This is a genomic window from Halorientalis brevis, assembly GCF_042678165.1.
Classification (GTDB): Archaea; Halobacteriota; Halobacteria; order Halobacteriales; family Haloarculaceae; genus Halorientalis; species Halorientalis brevis.
Genome location: NZ_JBHUDJ010000003.1, coordinates 583,157 through 606,360, shown reverse-complemented (window position 1 = coordinate 606,360; position 23,204 = coordinate 583,157). Strand labels below are relative to the sequence as shown.

Genomic DNA, 23,204 nt, shown 5'->3' with positions numbered 1-23,204 from the left:
CCTCAAGACGTTCAGTGAGAGCGAAATTTCCATTCGAAATCGAGAGGTCGGTCGACTGAGCGGCGCCAGCGATCGGTCGGCGGCGGTGTGCGTGACCGACAACGGTGTGTTTTTTGCGCCCCGGGGACCCACCACCGAGTAATGACTGACGCGGACGACTACGACTACGAGGAGTTGGGGCTCGTTGCAGGGCTGGAGATCCACCAGCAACTGGACACCGCGGAGAAACTGTTCTGTGGCTGCCCGACGGAACTGCGCGAACCCGAAGCGTCCGATCGACGGTTCACCCGCTATCTCCACCCCACGAAGAGCGAACTCGGCGAGATCGACGAGGCCGCCCTCGAAGAGAGCATGGTCGATCGCGAGTTCGAGTACCTCGCCTACGACACGACCTGCCTCGTCGAGGAAGACGACGAGCCGCCACACCGGGTCGACGACGAGGCGATCGAGGTGTCGATGGAGATCGCCCAGCTGCTCGATATGAACGTCGTCGACCAGATCAACGTCATGCGCAAGATCGTCGTCGACGGGTCGAACACCACCGGCTTCCAGCGCTCCATGCTCGTCGCCAACGACGGCGAGATCGAAACCTCGGAGGGGCCGGTCGGCGTCGAGGACATGATGCTCGAAGAGGAGTCCTGCCAGCGCGTCGAAGAAACCGACGACGGCGTCCGCTTCAGCCTCGACCGTCTGGGCATCCCGCTGGTCGAGATCGGCACCAAGCCGGACATCCGCTCACCCGAACAGGCCAAAGAGGCCGCCAAGCGCATCGGGATGCTCCTGCGCTCGACGGGCCACGTCAAGCGCGGCCTCGGGACGATCCGCCAGGACGTCAACGTCTCTATCGCCGACGGCGCCCGCATCGAGATGAAGGGCGTCCAGAGTTTGGACGACATCGACGACCTCGTCCGCAACGAGGTCCGCCGCCAGGTCGAACTCCTCGACATCAAGGACGAACTCCACGAACGCGACGGCCAGGTCGGCGATCCCCGGGACGTCACCGAAGTGTTCGAGGACACCGACTCTGGCGTCATCGGTGGCGCGCTCTCTTCGGGCGGGAAAGTCATGGCCGTCCCCCTCTACGGCTTCGACGGCCTCGTGGGTCGGGAGATCCAGCCCGACCGCCGGCTGGGAACGGAGTTCTCCGATCACGCCAAGCGCCACGGTGCGGGCGGCATCTTCCACACGGACGAACTGCCGGCCTACGGCGTGACCGAGGACGAAGTCAGCGCCCTCTCCGAGGCAGTCGGTGCGGGCGAGGACGACGCCGTCGCCATCGTCGCCGACGACCCGGAGACCGCCGAGCAGGCCATCGAGGCCGTCGCCGCTCGCGCCGAGACGGCGATGGACGGCGTGCCCGAGGAGACGCGCGACGCCAACGAGGACTGTACGTCCAGTTACCTCCGCCCGCTCCCCGGTGCGGCGCGGATGTACCCCGAGACGGACGTGCCCCCCGTCGAGCCCGATCCAGCCGAGGTCAAGCCGCCGGAACTGCTCACCGAGAAAGTCGAGCGGTATCAGGCCGAGTTCGACCTCGGCGAGGGCGTCGCCAACCAGGTCGCCTACGGCCAGCGGTGGGAACTGTTCGAGGAGGCCGTCGAGACGGGCGTCGACCCGAACCTCGCGGCACGGACCGTCGAGTCAGACGTGACGGAGATCCGGCGTGACGACGTGCCAGTCGAGAACCTCACCGACGACCACTTCCGCGGGGTCTTCGCGTTGCTCGCCGACGGCGAACTCGCCAAGGAGGGCGTTCCGGACCTGTTGACCGCGCTGGCCGAGAACCCCGAACTGACGGCGTCCGAGGCCGCAGAACAGGAAGACCTCGGCAGCGCCGCCGAGGACGAGGTTCGCGACGCCGTCGTCGAGGTCGTCGAACGCAACGCAGCCCAGGTCGAAGACGAGGGGATGCAGGCGTTCTCCGGCCTGATGGGCGAGTGCATGGGCGCGCTCCGCGGTCAGGCCGACGGCGACCTCGTCAGCGAAGTCCTGCGCGAAGAGATTCAGAAGCGAGCCTGAGTCGGTCGGCCTGCAGATCGCCTTTTACTCGGCCGTCACGGCCGCGTTCGCGGGTTCGACAGCGATCTCGAAGCGTGCGCCGCCGTCGGCGCTTTCGGTCGCCGCGACCGTCCAGCCGTGGGCCTCGGCGATCTCCTCGACGATCGCCAGCCCGAACCCGGTCCCTTTGCGGGTCGTCGAGTAGCCGTGTTCGAAGACGCTCTCGCGTTCGGCAGCCGGGATGCCCGGTCCGTCGTCTTCGACGTAGAACCCGTCACCATCGTCGAGCAGCCCGACGCGGATCGACACGTCATCGCCGCCGTGTCGGACCGCGTTCGAGAGGAGGTTCTCGAACAACTGGCGCAACCGCGATTCGTCGGCGTCGAGTCGGTAGCCATCGAGGGCGACGTCCAGCGTCGCCGGCCCGTTCCGGACGGTCTCCCAGGCAGCCGCGACAATCGTATCGAGCACGACCGACTGGGTCTCCTCGACGAGTTGTCCTTGCCGAGCGAGCGTCAGCAGGTCGTTGATGAGCGTGTTCATCCGCTCGTGGGCGTTCTCGACGCGTTCGAAGTCCTCCGGTGCACCGCTCTGGCGGCCGAGTTCGAGCGATCCCTGGGCGACGGTCAGCGGATTGCGGAGGTCGTGGCTCACGACGGCGGCGAACTCCTCTAACCGGTCGTTCTGCCGTTCGAGTTCCCGCTCGCGTTCCGTCCGCTCGGTGATGTCTCTGAACGCGCCTCGCACACCGACGAGGTCGCCGTCGTCGTCGTACCACGGCTCCCCCCGAGAGCGGACCCAGCGCATCTCGTCGTCGTTCGTGATGATCCGGAGCTTCAGATCGTACGGCTCCCCAGCCGTCGTCAGGCGCTCGAACGCGTCCCTGATCGTCGCTCTGTCGCCGGGATGGTAAAAGTCGATACCTTCCTCGACTGTCGGCTCGTAGTCCAGCGGCATCCCGTGGATGCGGTAGACCTCCTCGGTCCACCGCATCGTGTCCGTTCGGCTGTCGTACTCCCAGCCACCGATGTCGGCGACCTCCTGGATCTGAGCCAGGAACTCACGCTTTTGTTCTAACTCCTCCTCGCGCTCTTTGAGGGCCGTGATGTCCCGGGCTTCCGGTAACAGCAGGCCGACCTCGCCCGTCTCGTCGGTGATGGGTTTGATGGAGTAGTCGACGGTTACGTCCCGGTCCGCTCCGCAGATGTCCAGTTCAGCACGGACGAACTCGCCACTGCTCGCGCGATCGACGAGGTCCGACACCACGTCTTTCGTGGCCTCGTCATCAGTGAACCAGCCAGTCTCCCACACTGGTTTGCCGACGACGTCCTCGCGGGCGAGCCCGCCGAATTCCAGGGCAGATTCGTTCGCTTCCACCATGGTTCCGTCGGGCTCCATCAGACCGGTGAACTGGTACGTTTGGTTGAAGATCGCGTCGTACTTCTGTTCGCGCTTCTTCCGTTCGGTGACGTTGCGCGTCGCGCCGACGAGTTGCTCGACGCACCCGTCGATGACGACCGGGGCGATTCGCGTCTCCCAGTACGTCCCCGCTTCGGGGACCGACAGTCGCTCCTCGTATTCGAGCGGTTCGCGCCGGTCGACGCACTCGCGGTAGCGGCGGAGGATGGCCTCCCCTTCCTCGTCGCCGAAGACGTCTCGCAGTGATCGACCCTGGATTTCGTCGTTCGAGAGTCCGGCGTGTGCCTCGTAGGCAGGACTGACACGTTCCAGCCGGAACTCGTCGGCGGCTTCGTCCACGTCGATGATGAACAGCGCGTCCTGCGCGTTCTCGAACAGCGTCTCGGCGAGTTCGAATTGCTCTTCGCGCTCCCGCTGGACGGTCACGTCGTGGACGGACGCGACGACTTCGAGGTCGCTGTCGAGGTCGATCGGGCTGAGCGTGATTTCGACGGGAAACTCGGACCCGTCCGTCCGGCGGCCCCACAGATCGAAGTCGGCACCCATCGGGCGACGTTCGGGCGAGGCGACGTACCGCCCGCGGTGTCGCGCGTGTTCGTCCCGGTAGCGTTCGGGCAACAACACCTCGATCGGTTCACCGAGCAACTGGTCGCGTTCGTAGCCGAACTGCTCGTTCAGGTGCTCGTTGACCTGGTGGATGTGGCCCTCGGCGTCACTGATGACGATGCCGTAGGGGGCAGAGTTGAGGAAGCTCTCGAAGCGACTCTCGGCCCGGTGTCGAACGACGACGTTCTCGATGCGGTTCGCCAGTACCGCGTACTGGTCAGTCCCCGGTTCCTTCTGGAGGTAGTCCGTCACTCCGCGCGAGATGGCTTCGCTGGCGATCTCTTCGCTCCCCTGCCCCGTGAACAGCACGAACGGGAGGTCGTCGTAGTCGTCGCGGACGACGTCGAGAAACGCCAGGCCGTCGGTGCCGGGCATCTGGTAGTCGCTGACGACGCAGTCGATCGGTTCCGCGTCGAGTCGTTCGAGCGCGTCCCGGACGTTCGTGACAGTCCGCGTCGTGATGCGGTCGCTCTCCCGCTCCAGGAACGCCCCAGTTAGATCGACGACGTCACGTTCGTCGTCGACACAGAGGACAGAGATGGTCGGCTCGTCGCGGGCCTCAGATCCGTCTGTGACGGCACTGCGCTGGTCGCTCATCGTCGTTCGGCGTACTACCTCGACTGTGCGCGCTCGACGGCGTTTCGGACGCGCTCGACCAGTTTGTCGTACTGGTCGGTGTCGGGCCCCTTCTGGACGTAGTCCGTGACGCCCGTCGCGATGGCCTTGCTGGCGACTTCCTCGCTCCCCTTGGCAGTAAAGACGATAAACGGGATCGCCGAATCTTTGTCACGCACGGCGTTCAGGAAGTCCAACCCGCTGATGGCCGGCATCTGGTAGTCGCTGACGATGCAATCGAACGGCTCGGATTCGAGCGTGGTCACCGCTTCGAGCGCGCTCGTCGCTGTCGTCACCGAGACGTCCGGGTTCTCGCGTTCGATGTATCCCGCGATCGTTTCGGGGAGCCCCGGCTCGTCGTCGGCGAGCAACACGCGGATCGTCCCCTGCTCGTCGGTCTGGTCCTCGTCGTCGGCCGTCGGTTCGAGTTGGAGATCGCGCCGCACCGCCAGGTCGAGCCACTCGCCGATCTCCTGGTGGAGGGCCGAGGACGTGACCACGCCGTCGCTCGGGTCGTAGGTCACCAGCCCCTCGGCTTCGAGTTTGGGCAGATGTGTGTGGACTAACAACGAGAGGATGCGGTCGTGATCGACCTCACAGAAGTTGTACTCGCCGACCTCTGCGATCACGTCGACCAGTTCGTCGGTCGTCGCCGCCCGTTGCTGGCGGAGGTGAAACAGGACGATCCGCCGGGTGACGTCCGAGAACACGTCGAACAGTACGTCAGTCGTGAGCGGCGCAGTATCCTGCGTTTCGCCCCCGTTAAAGCTCCCAGTCATCGTTGAATCGTTACGCCAAGCTACTCCGGAGCGAGAATAAGCATTGTTCCACAATTGACAGCTATGCCACCCATCTGCTCACAGATACGAACGCGACCGTTCGTCGGCCTTCTGCGGTGACAGTTCGACGGGGTCGGCGAGTGTTCCCCCGACCGTAACCCATTCGGCCGCGGACGCCGAGATACCGACAGGTGGGTTCCGATTCTCTCGAAACATCACTTCCTCATCTCGGTGGTCCTCGCCGCGGTAGTCGTCGTACTCGTCGAGCCGCCGGTGTCGCCACTGCTCGTCGTCGGCTACGGAGCGGCGCTGGGCGTCCTGGTCGACCTGGATCACTTCCTGCTCGCACGGCGAAACACCGGCAGTTGGCGAGCGACAGTCGCCGTCGTCGAGAACCCTCGACTGCTGCTGTTCGAGCAGGAAGCCATCTTCGAGGACGGGGAAGTCGGGGCAGTGAGGCGGCTCGCGAGTCACGCCGTCATCACCGTCGGACTCGTCGCCGGACTCGCCCCAGTGAGCTCATCGCTGGCGATCGTCACCGGCGTCGTCCTGCTGGGCCACATCCTCTCGGACGTCGTGTACGATTTCACGCCGGTGTTCGGACCGCCGCACACATCCGCTCGGTGACGCTAGTCGTCCTCCGACGAGTCGTCGGTGGCGCGGAGCGTCGCCTTCCGGAAGAAGCCGCGTAACGTTCGGGCCTCGCGGCCCGTCGGGTGTGCGCGCCCGACGAACCGTCGCCAGAGCCGCTGTGCCTTCGACCGTTTTTCCGCCGGATGGCCGATCGCCGCCAGGAAGTCCGCGAACTCGTCGTGCAGCCCCTCGATCGCGGCCTCGTCGGCTCGCTCGTGGCGTTCGTCGGGATGCTGGGTGGTGTCGAGCGTCAGCGACCGCAACTCGTAGAGCACGATCGTCGCGGCCTGCCCGAGATTCAACACGGGATACTCGGCGCTGGCCGGAATCGAGCAGATCTCGTCCAGTTGCGCGAGTTCGTCGTTGGTGAGCCCCACGCGCTCGCGTCCGAAGACGATGGCCGTGTCGGCCTCGACGCCGGCCAGACTGTCAGCGATCTCAGTCGGGGTTTTGAACGGATAGCGCGTGTGTTTCGTCGAGTCCTCGTTCGTGACGGCCGTACAGCCGACGGTGTGGTAGTTCGCGGCCAGGTCTTCGAACTCGATTTCCCGTGCGTTCGGGAGGACGTCTTCACGCGCCTGCCCGGCGAAGCCGTAGGCTTCCCCGTCGGGGTCCAGCGTCGGCGGGTCGACCAGCAGCAGCTCCGAGAACCCGAAGTTCTTCATCGAGCGGGCGATCGTGCCGACGTTGCCCGGTTCCGTTGCGTCGACGACGGCGACGGCGATGGACATGTTAGAAGTCCAGATCGTCGAGGTTCACGTCCAGCGCGTCGAGATCTTCGTCGTCGAGTTTCTCGATTTCCTCTTCGAGCGTCGGAATCTCGTCGCTGATGTCCGGTTCCTCGGGGATGTCGTCCGGGTCGGTGTTGACGTGCTGAAGGCCGCCGTAGTTCTCGGGGGCGCGACCGCCGGCGGCGAACCACTCGTGGAACTCGTCTTCGAGTTCCGTCTCGCCGGCGTACTGTTTGCCGCCGTCCTCGCGGAACCAGTAGAGGAAGTCCGCCTCGTGGTCGGGACAGAGCAACACTTCGCCGAGCGGTTCACCGTAGATGACGCGGGCGACGTTACACTGCTGGATGTCCTCGTCGCCGTGAATCAGATAGCACGCGTCGCAGGGTTCGCCCATCATCGACGCGAGGCGGACGATCCGGTCGCGAGTGTCCGGTTCCATCGTCTCCAGGGGGCGCAACTCGCCGCTCTCGTCGAACACCTCGTCTTCGTCGAACCGCCAACCGCGGAGCCCGATATTGACCTTACCCATGTTCGAACGCTAGCCGGCTGACTGATATAAGCAGCGTGGACTAGACACATATCACAAACCGGGGAGTATTTCCGAACTGGAAGCCAACGATCAAAGCAATTGAGTTTCACCTATGGGCAGCAAACCCCATCTCCGCGTCCTCTACATCGGGTCCGATTCTCTCCTGGTCGAACGCGTGACTGACGAACTCGGGTGTGAGAACGCCGTCGTCGTCAAAGAACCAGCGGCTCCAGACGCGCTCGATCGACTGTCCGAGGAGTCGTTCGCCTGCGTGGTCTGTGACGACGAGTTGGCCGACTCCGACTGGGAATCAGTTCGCCAGTCCGTCGCCGAGCACGACGCCGCACTGCCGTTCCTGCTCCTCGTGAGCGACGGAGCCACTGACCAGGTCCTCGACGCACTCGACGCCGACCGCACGGAGTACGTCCTGCTCGACGCGGAGCCGGCGCCGTACGCGGTCACGGCCCAGCGGATTCAGCGCGCGGCAGAGCGGTATCGAACCACGGTACCCAGGACCGGCGCCGGGGGGACGGTCCACACGCTGCTCGCGGAGACGACCGATACCATCTGCGTCCTCGACGAGTCGGGGACGATTCAGTACGTGAGTCCGTCTGGCGACCGGTTGTTCGAGTGCGAACCGTCCACGTTGACCGGCAAAGAGGTTGGAGCGATCACCCATCCCGACGACGTCGACCGGATTCACGACGTGTTCGAGACGGTGCTCGCAAAGCCCGAACGAACCGTCACGGTCCAGTTCCGGATCGAGTGCAACGACGGGTCGTGGTGCTGGGTCGAATGTCGCGCCCGCAATCAGCTTTCGAACCCGGCCGTCAACGGCGTCGTCGTGACGCTCACGGACATCTCACAACACAAGCAGCGAGAGCGGGAACTCCGCCGGTTTCGCGAAGTGGTCGAGCAGGCAGGCCACGCGATCTACATCACCGACCCCGACGGACTGATCGAGTACGTCAACCCGGCGTTCGAGGAGTCGACGGGCTACTCCTACGAGGAGGCGGTCGGGGAGAACCCGAACATCCTCAACTCGGGCGAGCACAGCAGCGAGTACTACGCGTCGCTGTGGAACACGATCCTCTCGGGGAGCACCTGGAAGGGCGAGGTGATAAACGAGCGAAAGAACGGTCACCAGTACGTGGTCGAACAGACCATCGCACCGGTCGAAACCGCCGATGGCGAGATCGATCGGTTCGTCGCCATCAACACCGACATCACCCAGCGAAAGGCCTACGAGCAGAAGTTAGAGCAGTACGAGCACATCATCGAGAACCTGCCCGTCGGCGTGTTCCGGACCACGCCGGGGGACGACGGCGAGTTCGTCGAGGTGAACTCGGAACTCGTGTCGATCTACGACGCGTACTCGAAGAGCGAACTCCTCCAGCGAAACGTCAGCGAGTTCTACGCCGACGCCGACGAGCGCGCGGCGTTCAGTCAGTCTCTTCGGGAGGAAGGCACGATCACGGGCCTGGAGGTCGAACAGGAGACGCTGGCCGGCGAGACCATCCAGGTGTCGCTCACGGCGATGAAAGTCGAAGAGGACGGCGAGGTGTACTTCGACGGTATCCTCCAGGACATCACCGATCGGAAGCGCCGCGAGCGCGAACTCGAACGGAAGAACGAGCAGCTCGAACAGTTCGCCAGCATCGTCACGCACGACCTTCGCAACCCGCTCAACGCGGCGCAATCGCGGCTCGAACTCGTCGAGCGCTCCTGCGAGGACGAGGAACTCCACGAGAACATGGCAGTGATCGACGAGCAACTCGTCCGCATGGAGGAACTCATCGAGGACGTACTGGCGATCGCTCGCCACGGCCAGCAGGTCGAAGACACCGAACGCGTCGATCTCGCCAGACTCGTCGAGAGCTGCTGGCAAACGGTCGAGACGGACGCCGCCGAGATCGTCGTCGACACCGATCTGACCCTCGACGTCGACACCGGCCGCGCCCAGCAACTGTTCGAGAATCTCTTCCGGAACGCCATCGAACACGGCGGCAGAGACGTCACCGTCAGAGTCGGGACGCTGGCGGACGGGTTCTACGTCGAAGACGACGGGCCGGGCATCGACCCCGAGGACCGAGACGAGGTGTTCGATCACGGGTACACCACCCACTCGTCGGGGACCGGCTTCGGGCTCAACATCGTCAAAGAGATCGTCGACGCCCACGGGTGGTCGATCAGCGTCACTGAAGGCACCTCCGGCGGTGCCAGGTTCGAGATCAGTGGAATCGGCAACGAGCACGAGTAAGCCGCTGTCACCGCACCCTTCCTCCCGGTCTCGCGAGGTGGCGTGACGGACGCCTGGGCCCCTGTCAGCGCATCACCCGCAGGAGCCGTCTCTGCGCATCGAATAAGCGCGAAAGTATATCCAGAGGCGGCAAAAGTATTGAGAATCGAGCCGGTGATTGTGAGGGTGTGTCAACCCCAACGATACAGGTGACGCTGGTCCAGTTGGACAACTACGGTCCCTGGACGGTGACACCGGAACCGCGGCGGGAGACCGACCTCCAGTCGTTGCAGGCGCGCCTGTTCGCGGACGTGTCTCGGCAGGTCGGGACCGGTGGCGGATACGTGTTCCACTCCCGGTTCGACAACATGATCGCAGTGACGAACGGCCTCGACGACGAGGACCACACAGCGATCCAACGGACGGTTCGCAACCAGTATCCCGTGACAGTGAGTCTCAGCGTGGCGGCCAGCGACACGCCGGCCGCCGCCCTCGAACTGGCCTCCGAGCGACTTCAGCGGGTGGGCAGTGCCCAGGACAGCAACCGGGAAGAAGCGCTCGTCGGGGACCCACTCGACGACGAGGCCCGGACGGCCGAGGACGTCACCGTCGCGCACTTCGACGTGGACGACTTCACCAGCCGATACACGGATCGAGTCGACGCGTTCGACGCGCACATGTCGGTCACGACAGCGTACGCGACCCTGATGCGGTACCTGTATCGGGAGTGCGACGCCCTGTCGTTTTTCGTGGGTGGCGACAACATCGTCTCGATCTGTCCGTCGGCCGAGCCGACGAACTACCAGGGTGCCATCCAGCACGTCACCGCGGAGACCGGTATCGAGCTCAAGGTCGGCATCGGCCGCGGACGGACCGCCCACGAGGCCGGCATGTCGGCCAAGCACGCCCTCGAGGAGTGTCGAACGAACGGAACGCGGATCGAACGAGACCTCGCGACTGCCCATGGCGACTGATTCGACCCGGCAGTCGCTGTACTTCACCGACGCGGAGTCGGTGACAGTCGAAGAGCGGCCGATTCCGGCGTGTGCCGCCGAGGAAGTCCGCGTCGAGACGCACGTCTCGGCGATCAGTCCCGGCACGGAGCTGTTAGTGTTCCACGGCGAGGCGCCGGCGGAACTGCTGGCCGACGACCCCATCGACGCCGTGGGCGGAGAAACGGAGTTCCCGATGCAGTACGGGTACGCCGCGGTCGGTGAGGTGAATGCGGTCGGGGAGCACGTCCCGGACTGGTGGCGCGGCGAGCGCGTCTTCGCGTTCCATCCCCACGAGAGTCACTTCGTCGCGGAGCCGTCGACCCTGCTCCGGGTTCCGGAAACGTGCCAGACCGACCAGGCCGCCCTCGTCCCGAACGTCGAGACCGCCGTCAACTTCCTGATGGACGGCCGGCCGATGATCGGCGAGCGCGTCGTCGTGTTCGGCCAGGGGATCGTCGGGCTGCTCACGACGGCGTTGCTCGCCGAGTGTCCCGTCGAGACCGTCGTCACCGTGGAGTGTCTGGAACACCGGCGGGCGCTCTCTCGGCAGTTCGGCGCGGACGCAGTGATCGATCCCGAGTCGGCGGACGTCGCGGGGGCCGTCCGAGAGCGTCTCGACGGCAACGGGGCGGACCTGGCCATCGAGGTGAGTGGCGATCCAGCGGCGCTCGACGACGCCATCGCCGCGACCGGTGAGAACGGGCGCGTCGTCGTCGGCTCCTGTTACGGGACGAAACGCGCCGAGCTGGATCTGGGCGGTTACTTCCACCGGAGCCGCATCGACGTCAAAGCCAGCCAGGTCAGTACCATCGATCCGGTCCACCGGGGCCGGTGGTCGAAAGACCGGCGGCTCGACGAGGCCTGGCGCTGGCTCGACTCGCTCGACGCGTCGCCGCTCATCACCGACCGGGTGCCAGTCGAGGCGGCACCGACGGCCTACGAGCGACTCGACGACGCGCCGAACTCGACGCTCCAGGTGCTTTTGACCTATCCATGACCGACGATACGTACACGTTGAACGTCTCGGAGCCGTTCGTCGCACAGCACTACCTCACAGTTCCGGACCCGGGCCCGGAGGGCGATCTCCACTCCCACCAGTACGAGGTCGAGGTCGAACTCGAAGCCGAGTCGCTGAACGAGTGGGGGTATCTCGTGGACATCGACGCAGTCACCGCGACGATCGACGACCTCGTCGCGCGGTACCGCGATGCCACGCTCAACGACTTACCGGAGTTCGGCGACGACAACCCGAGCGTCGAGCGGTTCACGCGACTGTTCTGCGACCGGTTCCTCGATCAGCTCCCGACCGATCGGCTGACGAGCGTGACCGTCAGGATACACGAGGACGACGTCGCCTGGGCGGCCTACGAACGAACGCTATGAAGATCGGCTTCGCCGTCTACGGTGGTCTCGACAACACGTCCGGGGGCTTCCACTACGACCGCCGGCTCGTCGAGCAGTTGCGCGCCCGAGGTGACACAGTCGAGGTGATCGACCTGCCGTGGCCGAGCTATCCCAGACAGTTCCTCCACAACGCCCGTCCGTCGATCCACCGTCGGCTGGCCGGCGACTTCGACGTGGTCCTCCAGGACGAACTGTGTCACCCGTCGCTTTTCAGGATCAACCACCGGCTCGGCCGAGCCCGTCCCGTCGTCAGCGTGGTCCACCACCTCACGAGCAGCGAAGCGCGCGGGTCACTCGCACAGGGGCTCTATCGGCAGGTCGAGCGCGCGTACCTCGCGACGGTGGACGGCGCCATCTGTAACAGCGCGACCACGGCCGCGTCGGTCACCGCATTGGCCGACGTTCCGACGCAGGTTGCGCCCCCGGCCGGAGACCGCTTCGAACCCGACGTGGACCGAGCAACTGTCCGCGAACGCGCGCGGACCGACCCGTTCCACGTGCTCTTTCTCGGCAACCTCGTGCCGCGGAAGAACGTCGAAACCCTGCTGCGGGCCGTCGCCGGCCTCTCACCGCCACCCGAGGTGACGATCGTGGGCGACGAGACGGTCGAGCCGGACTACACCCGGCGGCTCCGAGCCGCAATCGACGAGTTAGGTCTCGACGCCGCGGTGACGTTGACTGGTCGACTACCGGACGACGCGGTCGCGGCCCACCTCGCCCGCGCCCACCTGCTCGTCGTCCCGTCCGAGTACGAGGGGTTCGGCATCGTCTACCTCGAAGCGATGGGATTCGGCGTCCCACCAGTGGCGACCACTGCCGGTGGCGCCAGCGAGTTCGTGACCGACGGCGAGAACGGACGGCTGGTCCCGCCCGACGATCCGAAGGCGATCGCTCGCGTCGTCGAATCGCTGCGGACCGACCGGGACCGCCTCGAACGGCTTTCGCTCGCTGCGCTCGATCGCTACGCCGAGCATCCCACCTGGGAGGAGTCGATGGCAGGTGCCAGGGAGTTCGTCGCTGCAGTCGCCGAGAGCAACCAGTCAGCCCCAGCAGCGTCGTCGGGAGGCCTGGTCGATGGCTGACACACCGGCGTCCTACTCGATGCAGGAGTACCTGACAGCGAAGCGATCCGTGGATGACCGGGCGCTGAATCGCCGCGTCCTCGACCGGGTGACGACGTTTCTCGACGAGCGAGACGCCCCCGACGTCCTCGAAGTCGGTGCCGGGACTGGTGCGATGGTCGCCCGAGCGCTGGCCTGGGACCTGCTCCCGGACGGGACCGCCTACACGGCCATCGAGATCGATCCCGACAGCGTCGCCCTCGCACGCGAGACAGTTCGAGCGGCCGCGAGAGCTGCCGACTACCGCATCAGCGAGCAGGCCGCCGAGGAGGTCAGACTGGTGCGCGACGACCGTGAAATCACGGTGACCGTCCGCGAAGCGGACGCGTTCGCATTCGTCGAGCGGGCGGAGCGCACGTGGGACCTCCTGATCGGGGCCGCGTTCGCCGACCTGGTGGGCGCGTCGGCCGTCGAGCGACTGCTGGGCGCGGTGCCCGACGGCGCGTGTTACTTCCCGATCACCTTCGACGGTATGACCCGATTCCATCCCGCGGCCGATCCGGCGTTCGACGCGCTGATCGAACGTCGCTACCACGCCACCATGAACGACGGCGCGCTGGGGAGTCAGGCTGGCCGGCGGCTCGTCTCGGAACTGAAAGGGGCGGGCTGGGACGTTCCGGCGGTCGGCGGCGCTGACTGGACGATCCATCCGACGGGCGGGACGTATCCCGAAGGTGAAGGATACGTCTTGCACTACCTGCTCGAAACGATCGCCAGCGCGGTCGACGACCAGCCGGACGTCGACGGCGAGCGGCTCGAACAGTGGCTCACGCGCCGTCATCGGCAGGTCACCGACGGGGAGTTACTGTTCGTCGCGCACAATCTGGACGTGTTCGGGCAGCACGAATCGAACGGTGATCGAGCGGACGCAGCGTGAGCGGTCGCGGCCCGAGACAAAGGGTCAGTAACCGACAGTTTTTGTCCGTCTGTCCCAAGCCACCAGTATGCGCAACGTGGACGCGGCCGGGCTGGGAATCGGTGACGACCATCCGCCCCGAATCATGGGCGTCCTCAACGTTTCACAGGAGTCACCGTACGATCCCAGCGTCTTCGACGACCCCGGCGAGGCAGCCGCATACGTCGACGAGCAACTCATCGACCAGGGGGCCGACATCGTCGACGTGGGCCTCGAATCGGCGAACAAGAAGTTCGAGGTGCTCTCTGCCGAGCAGGAACTCGACCGACTGGACACCGCCGTCGAAGCCATCCAGAGCGTCAGCGGCGACGCCGTCTTCTCCATCGAGACCCGGTACCACGAAGTCGCCGAGGAAGCCCTGCAGCGCGGCTTCGAGATGGTCAACGACATCTGCGGCTTCGCTGACCCGGAGATGCCCCGCGTCTGTGACGACTACGACGTGGCCGTTGCGAAGATGGCCAGTCCACCTGACCTGGAGCGGCCGGGCGCGATCGAAGAAGTGGACGACATCTACGACGCCCTCGAACTCAACGGTTTCACCGACAAGACCATCCTCGATCCGGCGTTCGGCGGCTGGAGCGAAGCCAAGACGCTCGAAGACGACCGCGACACCTTCAGGCGGCTCCGCGAGTTCCGCGGCTACGGCTACCCCATCCTGGTCTCGATCAACCGGAAGAACTTCCTCCGTGAACTGGCCGGTCGCTCGACCGAGGAAGCGCTGCCCGTGAGTCTCGCTGCGACTTCGATGGCCGTCGAGCGCGGTGCTCACGTCGTCAGGACCCACGACGTGGCAGCGACCAGGGACGCCGCCGTCATCGGCGACGCCTTCAGCCGTGACCGCCTCCGCGACCCGGACGCCGGCGTCGAGGAACTCGACGTGACGACCGTCCGAGAGAGCCAACGGCACGTGGAACGCCTCGGCATCGACGACGCGTACGCCGAGGACACGACCATCCGCGTGTTCGAGCTGTCCGATCTCGACGACGCGGCTTGCGATCGGCTCGCAGCCCAGGCCGGCACCTACGGTGCCACCGTGGCCGCGGGAACCGGCGACGAGGTGCTCCTGTTCGGAACGGTCGGGGCGCTCGCCAGACTGACCGACGGGTTCGACGGTCCCGCACAGGTCGAAACTGCCCTCGAACGAATCGGTGAATCACTTAAATGATACGGTTCCGTCTGGCGAATCCCGCTGAGAGCGCCAATCGCAAGACGGCGTACGGATCGCGTGTCTGACGGAGAGAGAAAACTTATGACAGATGCGCCTAAATGCACGAGTGAAGGCCGAAAGGGCACCCGGGTAGGGGTACCAGGTTGTGCCATTTCGGCTCGCCTCGATTTATCTGGACCAGATCGGTGAGCCACGGCTATGGACTATCCAACCTGGGCACCCGTCTACGAAGCGATCCTGGACGACTTCGGCTTCGACCGTGCCGCAGACGAGCGCGCACGCGACGTGCTCGCTGACCTCACCGACTCGTTCGACTGCTCGAAGCTCTCGTTGGCCGGCCGGCAGGTCGCCATCGCCGGTGCCGGACCGTCACTCGACGCCGAGCGGGATCGTGCGGCCTCGGCCGATGCAGTCCTGGCGGCGTCGACTGCGGCCGACAGGCTGCTCGCGGCCGGCGTCGACGTGGACTGCATGGTGACTGATCTGGACAAAACGCCCGAGACCGCGAGAGAGTTGACCGAGCGCGGGGTACCGGTGGCCGCCCACGCCCACGGCGACAACGTGCCGGCCGTTCGCGAGTACGTACCGACCTTCGAGGACGAATGGGTGTTACCGACGACGCAGGCCGAGCCGGTCGGCCCCGTTCGCAACTTTGGTGGGTTCACCGATGGCGACAGGGCCGCGTTCCTCGCGGATCACTTCGGGGCCGGAGAATTGGTGTTCGTCGGCTGGGACTTCGACGACCCCGCGGTCGGACAGCTGAAGCGGCAGAAGCTGGCGTGGGCCGAGCGGCTGCTGTCCTGGCTGGAGCAGCGACGCGGCGAGCGGTTCGGCGTTCTCGACGGGCGGCGGGACGCGATCGACGCGAGCGACCTCCCGAGATAGCGGTCACTCGTACCGGCGATCGATCTCGTCGAGGACGCGCTCGATCGTGTCCTGTTCGGCCTCAGTCAGGACGCGGCGAACCTCGTCGGTGTAGTCCAGAGTCAGCGACGGCGTCGGCATCCCGAGAGTGAGCGGGCCGGCCAGTAGCTTCGCGGGATTCACCGTCTCCGTGAACCGGAACGCGTCCGGGTGATCGCGGAGCGGGTCGGTGAACGCGAAGTGTTCCGTGACGAGCGATTCGGCCTCGTCGCGGGAGAGCGTCGCCTCGACCGCCGGCCAGAACTCGTCTTCGTCGGCCTCGACGATGGGTCTCGCGGCCGCTGCGAGCCGCCGCTGTTGCTCGACGAGTTCGTCGCGAATCTCGCGCTTTCGCTCCGCCGGCAGGTCCTCGCGGAGCTGTTGGTAGAACGTATCGTGGGAGAGCGCCTCGTCGCTGTAGTCGGCGAAGTCAGCGTCGGGGGCTTCCGCGTAGTCCAGCAGGACCTGGACCTGATCGAGCACGTCGGTCTCGTACGATTCCAGCGCCGGCTGGACGACCTTCCGATCGAGGAGGGCGTTGTTCTTGACGAGCTGGCTGACCAGGCGACCGCTGGCGGTCGTCCCGGTGCCGAACGCGGCGGTCACGTCGAACTGCTCGTAGGCCGTCGAGATGATGTCAGAAACGTACGTTTCGAACCCCTTCTCCAGGGCGTCCCGCGTCATGACGACGTGATACGGACGACCCCGCCCTAATTCTTGTGTCCTTGACGTGACGATCACGCGGAGATTTTCAGCAGCCATCCCCGCCCCTCGGCGGAGTCGGCGTCGGTTCCCCCGACGTTCTGCAGGCCGCTCGCCACGTAGTCGTCCCCGTCGGCCGCGACGCCGGTGAGTGCTGCGAGGGAGTCACTGCTACCGCGGAGGTCAGCCGTCGTGCGGACCGACCGGACGGTCCCGTCGGCAGCCACCGAGAGAAGCAACCCAGTCCGGGTGCCCTGTCCGGTTCCGTTCGTCTGGCCGACGGCGAGCGCCGAGCCGTCCGCGGCCGTCGCAACGTCCCACAGCCTGTCGCCGTTCAGATCGTCGCGGGACGTCGACCACTGTTCGCGTCCGGACGGGTCGACAGCGACCAGCCAGGCGTCCTCGCCGGAGTTTCTCCCGGCCGGCGCTGGACTCGTCTCACCGCAACAGAGGAGGCCACCGTCCGGACGGGCGACGCCGGCCCTGAACACGTTCTGCCGTGCCGCTGAGAACTGGCGTTCGAATCGCGTCTTCCCGTCGGCGTCGATTCCGACGAGGAACCCGCTGCTGGTGCCGTCACGCCGGTCGCTGGCACTGCCGACGAGCGCGTAGCTGCCCTGGCCGGTTCGGACGACGTCGTTGAACAGTCTGTAGTACCCCGACTCGAACACGCGGTCGTCGACGACCTTCCCGTTGCCATCGACCGCCAAGAGCCACCCGCTCCCGCCGCCCTGTGTAGTCATCTCGTGAACGCCAGCGAGAACGAATCCGTTCGGGGCGGGAGCAACGGCCTGGAAGATGGGATCGTTTGCGCCTTCGTATGTTCTGGACCACCGTTCACGTCCGTCAGGCGAGAGGCGGAGTGCCCAGGCCCGGGCTCGCCCGGTTTGATTTCCCCGGCGACCGACAGCGAGCACGTCGCCGTCGGCCGCGATCGTGACGCCGTGGAGTTGGGCGGCACCACTCCCGTAGGTGTTCCCCCAGCGTTCCTGTCCCTGAGCGTCAGTTCGTGTGATCCACCCGCGGGACCCGCCGCTCGGGGTCGTTTGCGTTCCGACGAGAACGTAACCCCCGTCGTCGATCACGGTGACGTCCTCGAAGGCGCCGACGCCGTCAGAGGCTGGAAACTGCCGTTCGAAGACCGCGCGGATGCCGGCGCCGTCCGACGGGTTCCCGTCGTGGTTCGAAGGTGATTCCGTCGTCCCGGGGCGGTGTTCGGTCGACTGTCCAGATCCGAGGAGATCGTTACATCCCGCCAGGCCGGCGGCCCCGACCACGAGGCCACGCCGCAAAGCGGTCCGTCGGTCCATGAGCCTCGGACCCCGTGAGTACCCATTGTTATACCCCGATTACGTTCGCGTTCGGGCCACTCGCCTCCTGTTCGACTACACTTCGGCCTCACCGATCGCTGATCCCGCCCCGGCCCAGGCCCTACCGACTGACAGCCGAGGGTCTCGGAGATCCACACCAGCTGTGTCCAATTATCGAAATGCCATTTCAGATAGTGCGATGCGCCCCAAGACGTACCCATCCGCAAACAGCAACATACACCGCATCAATCCGTTAATGACGGCTGTTCGTCTATTTCTGGGCGAAGTCCGAAACGATTAACGGGCGCATGCCCTGATATTGTATTGTACACTATATACATGACCGGAGTCAACGGACTGGACGTCGACGACCTCGAAGAGCTGATCGAAGGCGCGGCAGCGGACCCAGCACAGGCGTCGTTCACGTTCAAGGCAGAGACGGAGTGGACCGGTGGGTTCGCGAGTGAGACGCACATTAGTGACTTCGTACAGGACGGGACCACCGTGGAATCGCCGGAGTTCACGATCACCGGTGACGAGCCGGCAGCGTTGCTCGGCGACCGCGCCGGCCCGAACGCGGTCGAACACCTTCTCGCCGCGCTGGGTTCGTGCCTGAGCGTTACCTACGCGGGTCACGCCGCTGCGAAGGGGATCGAAATCGAGGACATGCGCTTCGAGTTCGAGGGCGACATCGACCTCCGCGGCTTCCTCGGACTGAGCGACGAGGTCCGGCCCGGGTACGAAGCGATCAGAGCCACGACGCACATCGACGCGGACGCGTCGGAGGAAGCGCTCCGCGAACTGCACGAGGAAGTCAAAGAGACGTCGCCGGTGTACGACAACGTGACCAACGAAGTCACGCTGGACATCGACCTGCAGTTCGAGTGAGCGTCACGATCGGGAAGCGCGACAGTCGGTGACGCGTTCAGCTGCGTTCGCTCAGGGCTTCAGGACGACCTTGCCGCTGCTCTTTCTGTCCTCGATGAACTGGTGGGCTTCGGCGGCGTCGGCCAGCGGGAACTCGTGGCCGACGATGACGTCGAGGTCGCCCGATTGGAGCTGCTGGGTGAGTTTCGGGACGGCCTGGAAGACGCGCCCGGGCTCGCGCCGCATAGCCTGCCCCAGGTGATAGCCGATGACCGTCTGGTTGTGGAAGAGGAGGTCGCCGGTGTTGGGTTTGCCCGGTTCGCCGCTGGCGGCACCGAACGACACCATCCGGCCGAAGTCTTTCAGGCACTTCATGCTCTCGGTGGTCGTCTCGCCCCCGATGCCGTCGAGGACGAGGTCGACGCCGTGGTCGGTCTGGTCGTTGACCGCCTCGACGAAGTCGACCTCGGTGTACTGGATCGGGTGGTCACAGCCGAGGTCTTCGGCGAGACCGAGTTTCTCCTCGGTGCTGGCCGTCCCGAACACCTCGGCACCGGCGTTGCTGGCGAGCTGGACCGCAGCGGTGCCGACGCCGCCGGCCGCCGCGTGGATCAGGACCGACTCGTCCTCGGTGAGGTCGCCCCACCCGAACAGGCAGTTGTGCGCGGTCAGGAACTGCACCGGGAACCCCGCGCCCTCCGAGAAACTCATTGCCTCCGGCAGGTCGAACACGCCCGACGCGTTCGCGATGGCGTACTCGGCGTAGCCACCGTGGTTGACGAAGCCCATGACCTCGTCGCCAACTTCGCGACCGACGCCGTCACCGACCGCGTCGACGACGCCTGCGACCTCCATCCCCGGCGTGTAGCCCGGGTCGGGACCTTCCGGGTAGTGTCCGCGGCGCTGCATGATGTCCGCGAAGTTGATCCCCGCCGCCTTCACCTCGATGCGGAGTTCGCCCGCGTCCGGCTCCGGCACGTCCTGCTCGGCGACCTCGATCACGGAACTATCCCCAAACTCTGTTACCTCTGCAGCTCGCATGACTTTCCATTGTAAATCATGCGTGATAAAGTCATTCCCTTCGGCAGGCCAGTCCGATAGCAAAACCCCGGAGAGCGGAACAGGCAGTGGGTTTCTTGGCGTTTTCCACTCCTCGATCTCGGCGGCGCCGGTGAGAGGCCAGCGCGTCCCGACAGTCACGATCAGCGTTCGATTCCAGGGAACGGTCTTCCGAACGCGTCTTCGAAGCGTCGATATGAATCACCTGTCGTTTACGGCGTAAATTTAAGCCGTCACGGGAGCGGGATGTTGGGTATGGGATACGATTGTGAATTTCTCACAGACTGCCTGGGGGAGGGGAACGTGTCGTTCGGCGAGTCCGCGCGGGAGAGTCACGCGGCCGACTGGGCCGCCGACGAAGCGGGAACCGGCGTGACGCCCGACGCCGTCGTCTGGCCCGAATCGACCGACGACGTCTCCGCAGTGCTGGAAGCGGCAAACGACCGCGGCGTCCCGGTGACGCCCTACGCGGCCGGAACGAGCCTGGAAGGCAACGCCGTGCCGGAGTACGCGGGCATCAGCATGGACCTCACGCGCATGAACGACGTGCTCGACGTTCGCCCCGACGACTTCCAGATCGACGTCCAGCCCGGCGTCATGGGCACCGCGATCGACGACGCGGTCAGCGGCGAGGGACTGTTTTTCCCCCCGCTCCCGTCCTCGGGCGGCATCTCGACGATCGGCGGGATGATCGCCAACGACGCGAGCGGAATGCAGACGGTCAAGTACGGCGAGATCGCCGACTGGGTGCTCGAACTAGAGGCGGTCCTCGCGGACGGGTCGGTCGTCACCGCCGGCTCGAAGGCCGTCAAGACCTCGAGCGGCTACAACCTCAAGGAGTTGCTCGTCGGGAGCGAGGGGACGCTGGGCGTCGTCACCCGAGCGACGCTCGAACTGGAGGGGATTCCCCAGCAGATCCGCGGCGGGCGCGCGATCTTCCCGACGCTGGACGACGCGGCCGAGGCCGTCTTCGACGCCGTTCGCTCCGGGGTGGACGTGGCGAAGATCGAACTCGTCGACGCGATCAGCGCCGAGATGGCAAACGACTACCTCGGGACCGACCTCCCCGACGCGCCGATGACGTTCGTCGAGTTCCACGCCAACCACGGCGTCCAGGAGGAGATCGACTTCTGTCGAACTATCTTCGAGTCCCACGACGTCGAGCGGTTCGAGCTGGCCGACGAGGAGGCGATGGACGAACTCTGGAAAGCCAGGAGCGAACTCGCCTTCGCGCTCCAGACCTGGGACCCCGACCTGAAACCGCTCCACCCCGGCGACGTGACCGTCCCGATCAGCGAACTGCCGGCGATCATCCGCTACGCGAAGGAACTCGGCGCGGAACACGACAAAATCGTGCCCTGCTTCGGGCACGCCGGCGACGGCAACGTCCACTACACGACGCTGGTCGATCGTGACGACCCCGACGACGTCGCCGTGGGCGAACAGATCTACGAAGCCGTCGTCGAGAAAGCGATCGAGTTGGGCGGCACCTGTACCGGCGAGCACGGCGTCGGCCGAGGGAAGCGTCAGTACCTCGAACTGGAGCACGGCGCCGACAGCGTCGAGGCGATGCGCGCGCTCAAACGCGCGCTCGACCCCAGAGACACGCTGAACCCCGGGAAGATATTTCCCGAAACCGCGAAGGGAGAACGCGTGCAAGCAGAGCCGACCGACGACTGACCGTCAGACGAGACGGGCCACCAGCGCGCCGACGCCCGCCCGGAGCACCATGCTCGTCCGATACTCCGCGTGCCAGGCGTGTTTCCTGACGTACCGAGACAGCGGCGTCCGACGGCCTTCGATGCGGGTCGCGCCGGCTTTGATGCCGTCGAGGACGGCTGACGGGGACACGTCGGCAGGACGGTCGGCCGGCGTGTCGACGAGGACCTGGGTGTGGGTGCGCCCGATCAGATCGGGCGTGTGCGCGTCGCTCCCCCCGATCATCGGATATCCGCACTGGGCTGCGAACAGACGCGCGCACCTGTTTCGATACCCCGTCATCGCCAGGCCGTTGTACACCTCGATGCCGTCGACGTCCCCCAGATCCGATTTTCGGATGCCGTGGCGACTGCGCTGGAACGGGTGTGGCACGACTGCTACGCCACCCTGAGTTCGGATCTGCCGGACGGTCTCGGCCAGCGGGAGGCCCAGCTCAGGGCGGCGTTCGACGCCGAGTGCGAGCAGGTGGCCGACGGCCGTCGACACCTCTACGCCGGGGATCCCGACGAGACCGAATTCGGCGGCGCGCTCGGCGGCTTCCAGTGAGGCGTCGAGTTCGTCGTGATCGGTGACCACGACGCCGTCGAGACCGACGGCCCGAGCCCGTCGGAGGATCGCGTCGATCGAGGCGGTCGCGTCGAACGATGCAGCCGAGTGGACGTGTGGATCGATTCGGAGAGAGAGTGGTGGCATCGCTGCTCAGAGTCCGTATTCGAGAACAAAGCAGAGTCCGACGACGACGAGTCCAAGCACCCCGACCACCGAGTGGCGCTCGACCGTCTTGTAACTCCGATAGTCCGAGATCATGACCGGAGCGGCCGCGACGACGGTCAGAGCCGCCACCCAGCCGTTCCACGGCGCCAGGAGCTCGAACGCGAAGTAGTTCGCCAGTACCAGGAGGTTCACGTGAACGACGGTGATGCCGCGGTAGTAACTGGTCCCGTCGTCGTCTTTCAGCCCCTCGTTGGTGAAGCGAATCAGTCGCAGCCCACCGAACATCAGCACCGCGAAGCCGACGACGGCGCTGACGACGACGTGGGGAGAGAGGACGAAATGATAGAGGGCCGCAGCGGGAACCAGGTAGGTGAACACGTCGATGTACGCGTCGATCTGCCGGCCGAGAACCGTCGGTTCCCCGAACTCGCGGGCGTAGAACCCGTCGAGTTTGTCGAATCCGAACGCACCCAGCATCGTGATGATCGCCCAGTTGGGTTCGCCCGAGAGCAAGAGCAACGTCGCGCACCAGGCGAAAAACAGCGCCACGAGACTGATGTAGTCGGCGACGTTCAGCCTGAACAGCATGTAGGGCTCGTCCACACCGGCAGTCCGACGGTCGACCTGCGTTCGCAGGCTATTCAACGCCGTTCGTACCGCGTGTCTGTTCTCGTCGGTCATTACCTGTTCACCTGAGTTGCAACATCGAGACTATATAAAATACGCTAAGATAAATATATAGCTGAAATACCGATACTGCCTGCGAGGTAGTTGCCG

Annotated in this window: 21 protein-coding genes; 12 read left to right on the top strand and 9 right to left on the bottom strand. The window is 65.5% G+C overall.

The genetic code is table 11. The features are described 5' to 3' along the window. Window positions 1-141: 141 nt before the first annotated feature. A complete protein-coding gene (gatE, locus tag ACFR9U_RS10220; protein WP_247373785.1) occupies window positions 142-2,019 on the top strand; it encodes a Glu-tRNA(Gln) amidotransferase subunit GatE in 1,878 nt (625 codons plus the stop codon). 24 nt (window positions 2,020-2,043) lie between these two features. On the opposite strand, the gene ACFR9U_RS10215 is transcribed toward gatE, so the two are convergent. Both ACFR9U_RS10215 and ACFR9U_RS10210 read right to left on the bottom strand, forming a co-directional pair. Further along, a complete protein-coding gene (locus ACFR9U_RS10215) occupies window positions 2,044-4,620 on the bottom strand; it encodes a PAS domain S-box protein (protein ID WP_247373788.1) in 2,577 nt (858 codons plus the stop codon). A 14-nt stretch (window positions 4,621-4,634) separates the two neighbouring features. After that, window positions 4,635-5,417, bottom strand: a complete 783-nt coding sequence (locus tag ACFR9U_RS10210) for a response regulator (protein WP_247373791.1) — start codon at window positions 5,415-5,417, stop codon at window positions 4,635-4,637. A 231-nt stretch (window positions 5,418-5,648) separates the two neighbouring features. On the opposite strand from ACFR9U_RS10210, the gene ACFR9U_RS10205 reads away from it, so the two are divergent. After that, window positions 5,649-6,044 carry a hypothetical protein gene (locus ACFR9U_RS10205; RefSeq protein ID WP_247373793.1) on the top strand — a complete coding sequence of 132 codons (396 nt, stop codon included), beginning with the start codon at window positions 5,649-5,651 and terminating at the stop codon, window positions 6,042-6,044. Between the two features lie 2 nt (window positions 6,045-6,046). On the opposite strand, the gene ACFR9U_RS10200 is transcribed toward ACFR9U_RS10205, so the two are convergent. Next, window positions 6,047-6,781 (bottom strand): RNA methyltransferase, encoded by a 735-nt coding sequence (locus ACFR9U_RS10200; RefSeq protein ID WP_247373795.1) that lies wholly within the window; start codon window positions 6,779-6,781, stop codon window positions 6,047-6,049. Window position 6,782: 1 nt separating this feature from the next. Beyond that, window positions 6,783-7,310, bottom strand: a complete 528-nt coding sequence (locus tag ACFR9U_RS10195) for a hypothetical protein (RefSeq protein ID WP_247373797.1) — start codon at window positions 7,308-7,310, stop codon at window positions 6,783-6,785. Between the two features lie 112 nt (window positions 7,311-7,422). On the opposite strand from ACFR9U_RS10195, the gene ACFR9U_RS10190 reads away from it, so the two are divergent. The 8 genes from ACFR9U_RS10190 to ACFR9U_RS10155 all read left to right on the top strand — a co-directional run bounded on the left by ACFR9U_RS10190 (window position 7,423) and on the right by ACFR9U_RS10155 (window position 16,038). Then, window positions 7,423-9,570 carry a hybrid sensor histidine kinase/response regulator gene (locus ACFR9U_RS10190; protein ID WP_247373799.1) on the top strand — a complete coding sequence of 716 codons (2,148 nt, stop codon included), beginning with the start codon at window positions 7,423-7,425 and terminating at the stop codon, window positions 9,568-9,570. Between the two features lie 167 nt (window positions 9,571-9,737). Beyond that, complete coding sequence (locus tag ACFR9U_RS10185) at window positions 9,738-10,523, top strand: GTP cyclohydrolase III (RefSeq protein WP_247373811.1); 786 nt, start codon at window positions 9,738-9,740, stop codon at window positions 10,521-10,523. Continuing rightward, window positions 10,513-11,541, top strand: a complete 1,029-nt coding sequence (locus ACFR9U_RS10180) for a zinc-dependent alcohol dehydrogenase (RefSeq protein WP_247373821.1) — start codon at window positions 10,513-10,515, stop codon at window positions 11,539-11,541. Before ACFR9U_RS10185 ends, ACFR9U_RS10180 begins: the two co-directional genes overlap by 11 nt. Beyond that, window positions 11,538-11,927 carry a 6-pyruvoyl trahydropterin synthase family protein gene (locus tag ACFR9U_RS10175; RefSeq protein ID WP_247373823.1) on the top strand — a complete coding sequence of 130 codons (390 nt, stop codon included), beginning with the start codon at window positions 11,538-11,540 and terminating at the stop codon, window positions 11,925-11,927. Before ACFR9U_RS10180 ends, ACFR9U_RS10175 begins: the two co-directional genes overlap by 4 nt. Then, complete coding sequence (locus tag ACFR9U_RS10170; RefSeq protein WP_247373825.1) at window positions 11,924-13,030, top strand: glycosyltransferase family 4 protein; 1,107 nt, start codon at window positions 11,924-11,926, stop codon at window positions 13,028-13,030. Before ACFR9U_RS10175 ends, ACFR9U_RS10170 begins: the two co-directional genes overlap by 4 nt. Continuing rightward, window positions 13,023-13,946 carry a polyamine aminopropyltransferase gene (locus tag ACFR9U_RS10165; protein ID WP_247373828.1) on the top strand — a complete coding sequence of 308 codons (924 nt, stop codon included), beginning with the start codon at window positions 13,023-13,025 and terminating at the stop codon, window positions 13,944-13,946. The genes ACFR9U_RS10170 and ACFR9U_RS10165 overlap by 8 nt, the downstream gene beginning before the upstream one ends. Before the next feature lie 67 nt (window positions 13,947-14,013). Next, window positions 14,014-15,150, top strand: coding sequence for a dihydropteroate synthase (gene folP, locus ACFR9U_RS10160; RefSeq protein ID WP_247373830.1), 1,137 nt, complete (start codon window positions 14,014-14,016; stop codon window positions 15,148-15,150). Between the two features lie 201 nt (window positions 15,151-15,351). Further along, window positions 15,352-16,038: a 6-hydroxymethylpterin diphosphokinase MptE-like protein gene (locus ACFR9U_RS10155; RefSeq protein ID WP_247373832.1), complete on the top strand. Its 687-nt coding sequence runs from the start codon at window positions 15,352-15,354 to the stop codon at window positions 16,036-16,038. A gap of 3 nt (window positions 16,039-16,041) precedes the next feature. On the opposite strand, the gene ACFR9U_RS10150 is transcribed toward ACFR9U_RS10155, so the two are convergent. Beyond that, window positions 16,042-16,740, bottom strand: coding sequence for a hypothetical protein (locus ACFR9U_RS10150; RefSeq protein ID WP_247373834.1), 699 nt, complete (start codon window positions 16,738-16,740; stop codon window positions 16,042-16,044). Between the two features lie 53 nt (window positions 16,741-16,793). Continuing rightward, window positions 16,794-18,068, bottom strand: a complete 1,275-nt coding sequence (locus tag ACFR9U_RS10145; RefSeq protein WP_247373836.1) for a hypothetical protein — start codon at window positions 18,066-18,068, stop codon at window positions 16,794-16,796. A 339-nt stretch (window positions 18,069-18,407) separates the two neighbouring features. Between ACFR9U_RS10145 and ACFR9U_RS10140 the strand changes: the two genes are divergently transcribed. After that, window positions 18,408-18,956: an OsmC family protein gene (locus tag ACFR9U_RS10140; RefSeq protein WP_247373838.1), complete on the top strand. Its 549-nt coding sequence runs from the start codon at window positions 18,408-18,410 to the stop codon at window positions 18,954-18,956. 51 nt (window positions 18,957-19,007) lie between these two features. Here the strand turns inward: ACFR9U_RS10140 and ACFR9U_RS10135 are convergent, their stop codons facing one another. Continuing rightward, window positions 19,008-19,976, bottom strand: coding sequence for a quinone oxidoreductase family protein (locus tag ACFR9U_RS10135; RefSeq protein WP_247373840.1), 969 nt, complete (start codon window positions 19,974-19,976; stop codon window positions 19,008-19,010). 273 nt (window positions 19,977-20,249) lie between these two features. On the opposite strand from ACFR9U_RS10135, the gene ACFR9U_RS10130 reads away from it, so the two are divergent. Beyond that, window positions 20,250-21,674, top strand: a complete 1,425-nt coding sequence (locus ACFR9U_RS10130) for an FAD-binding oxidoreductase (protein ID WP_247373843.1) — start codon at window positions 20,250-20,252, stop codon at window positions 21,672-21,674. 3 nt (window positions 21,675-21,677) lie between these two features. Here ACFR9U_RS10130 and ACFR9U_RS10125 read toward each other — a convergent pair whose 3' ends face one another. Together ACFR9U_RS10125 and ACFR9U_RS10120 are read right to left on the bottom strand one after the other, a co-directional pair. Beyond that, window positions 21,678-22,406, bottom strand: a complete 729-nt coding sequence (locus ACFR9U_RS10125) for a CehA/McbA family metallohydrolase (RefSeq protein WP_247373846.1) — start codon at window positions 22,404-22,406, stop codon at window positions 21,678-21,680. A gap of 6 nt (window positions 22,407-22,412) precedes the next feature. Beyond that, complete coding sequence (locus ACFR9U_RS10120; RefSeq protein ID WP_247373857.1) at window positions 22,413-23,108, bottom strand: CDP-alcohol phosphatidyltransferase family protein; 696 nt, start codon at window positions 23,106-23,108, stop codon at window positions 22,413-22,415. Between the last annotated feature and the right edge of the window lie 96 nt (window positions 23,109-23,204).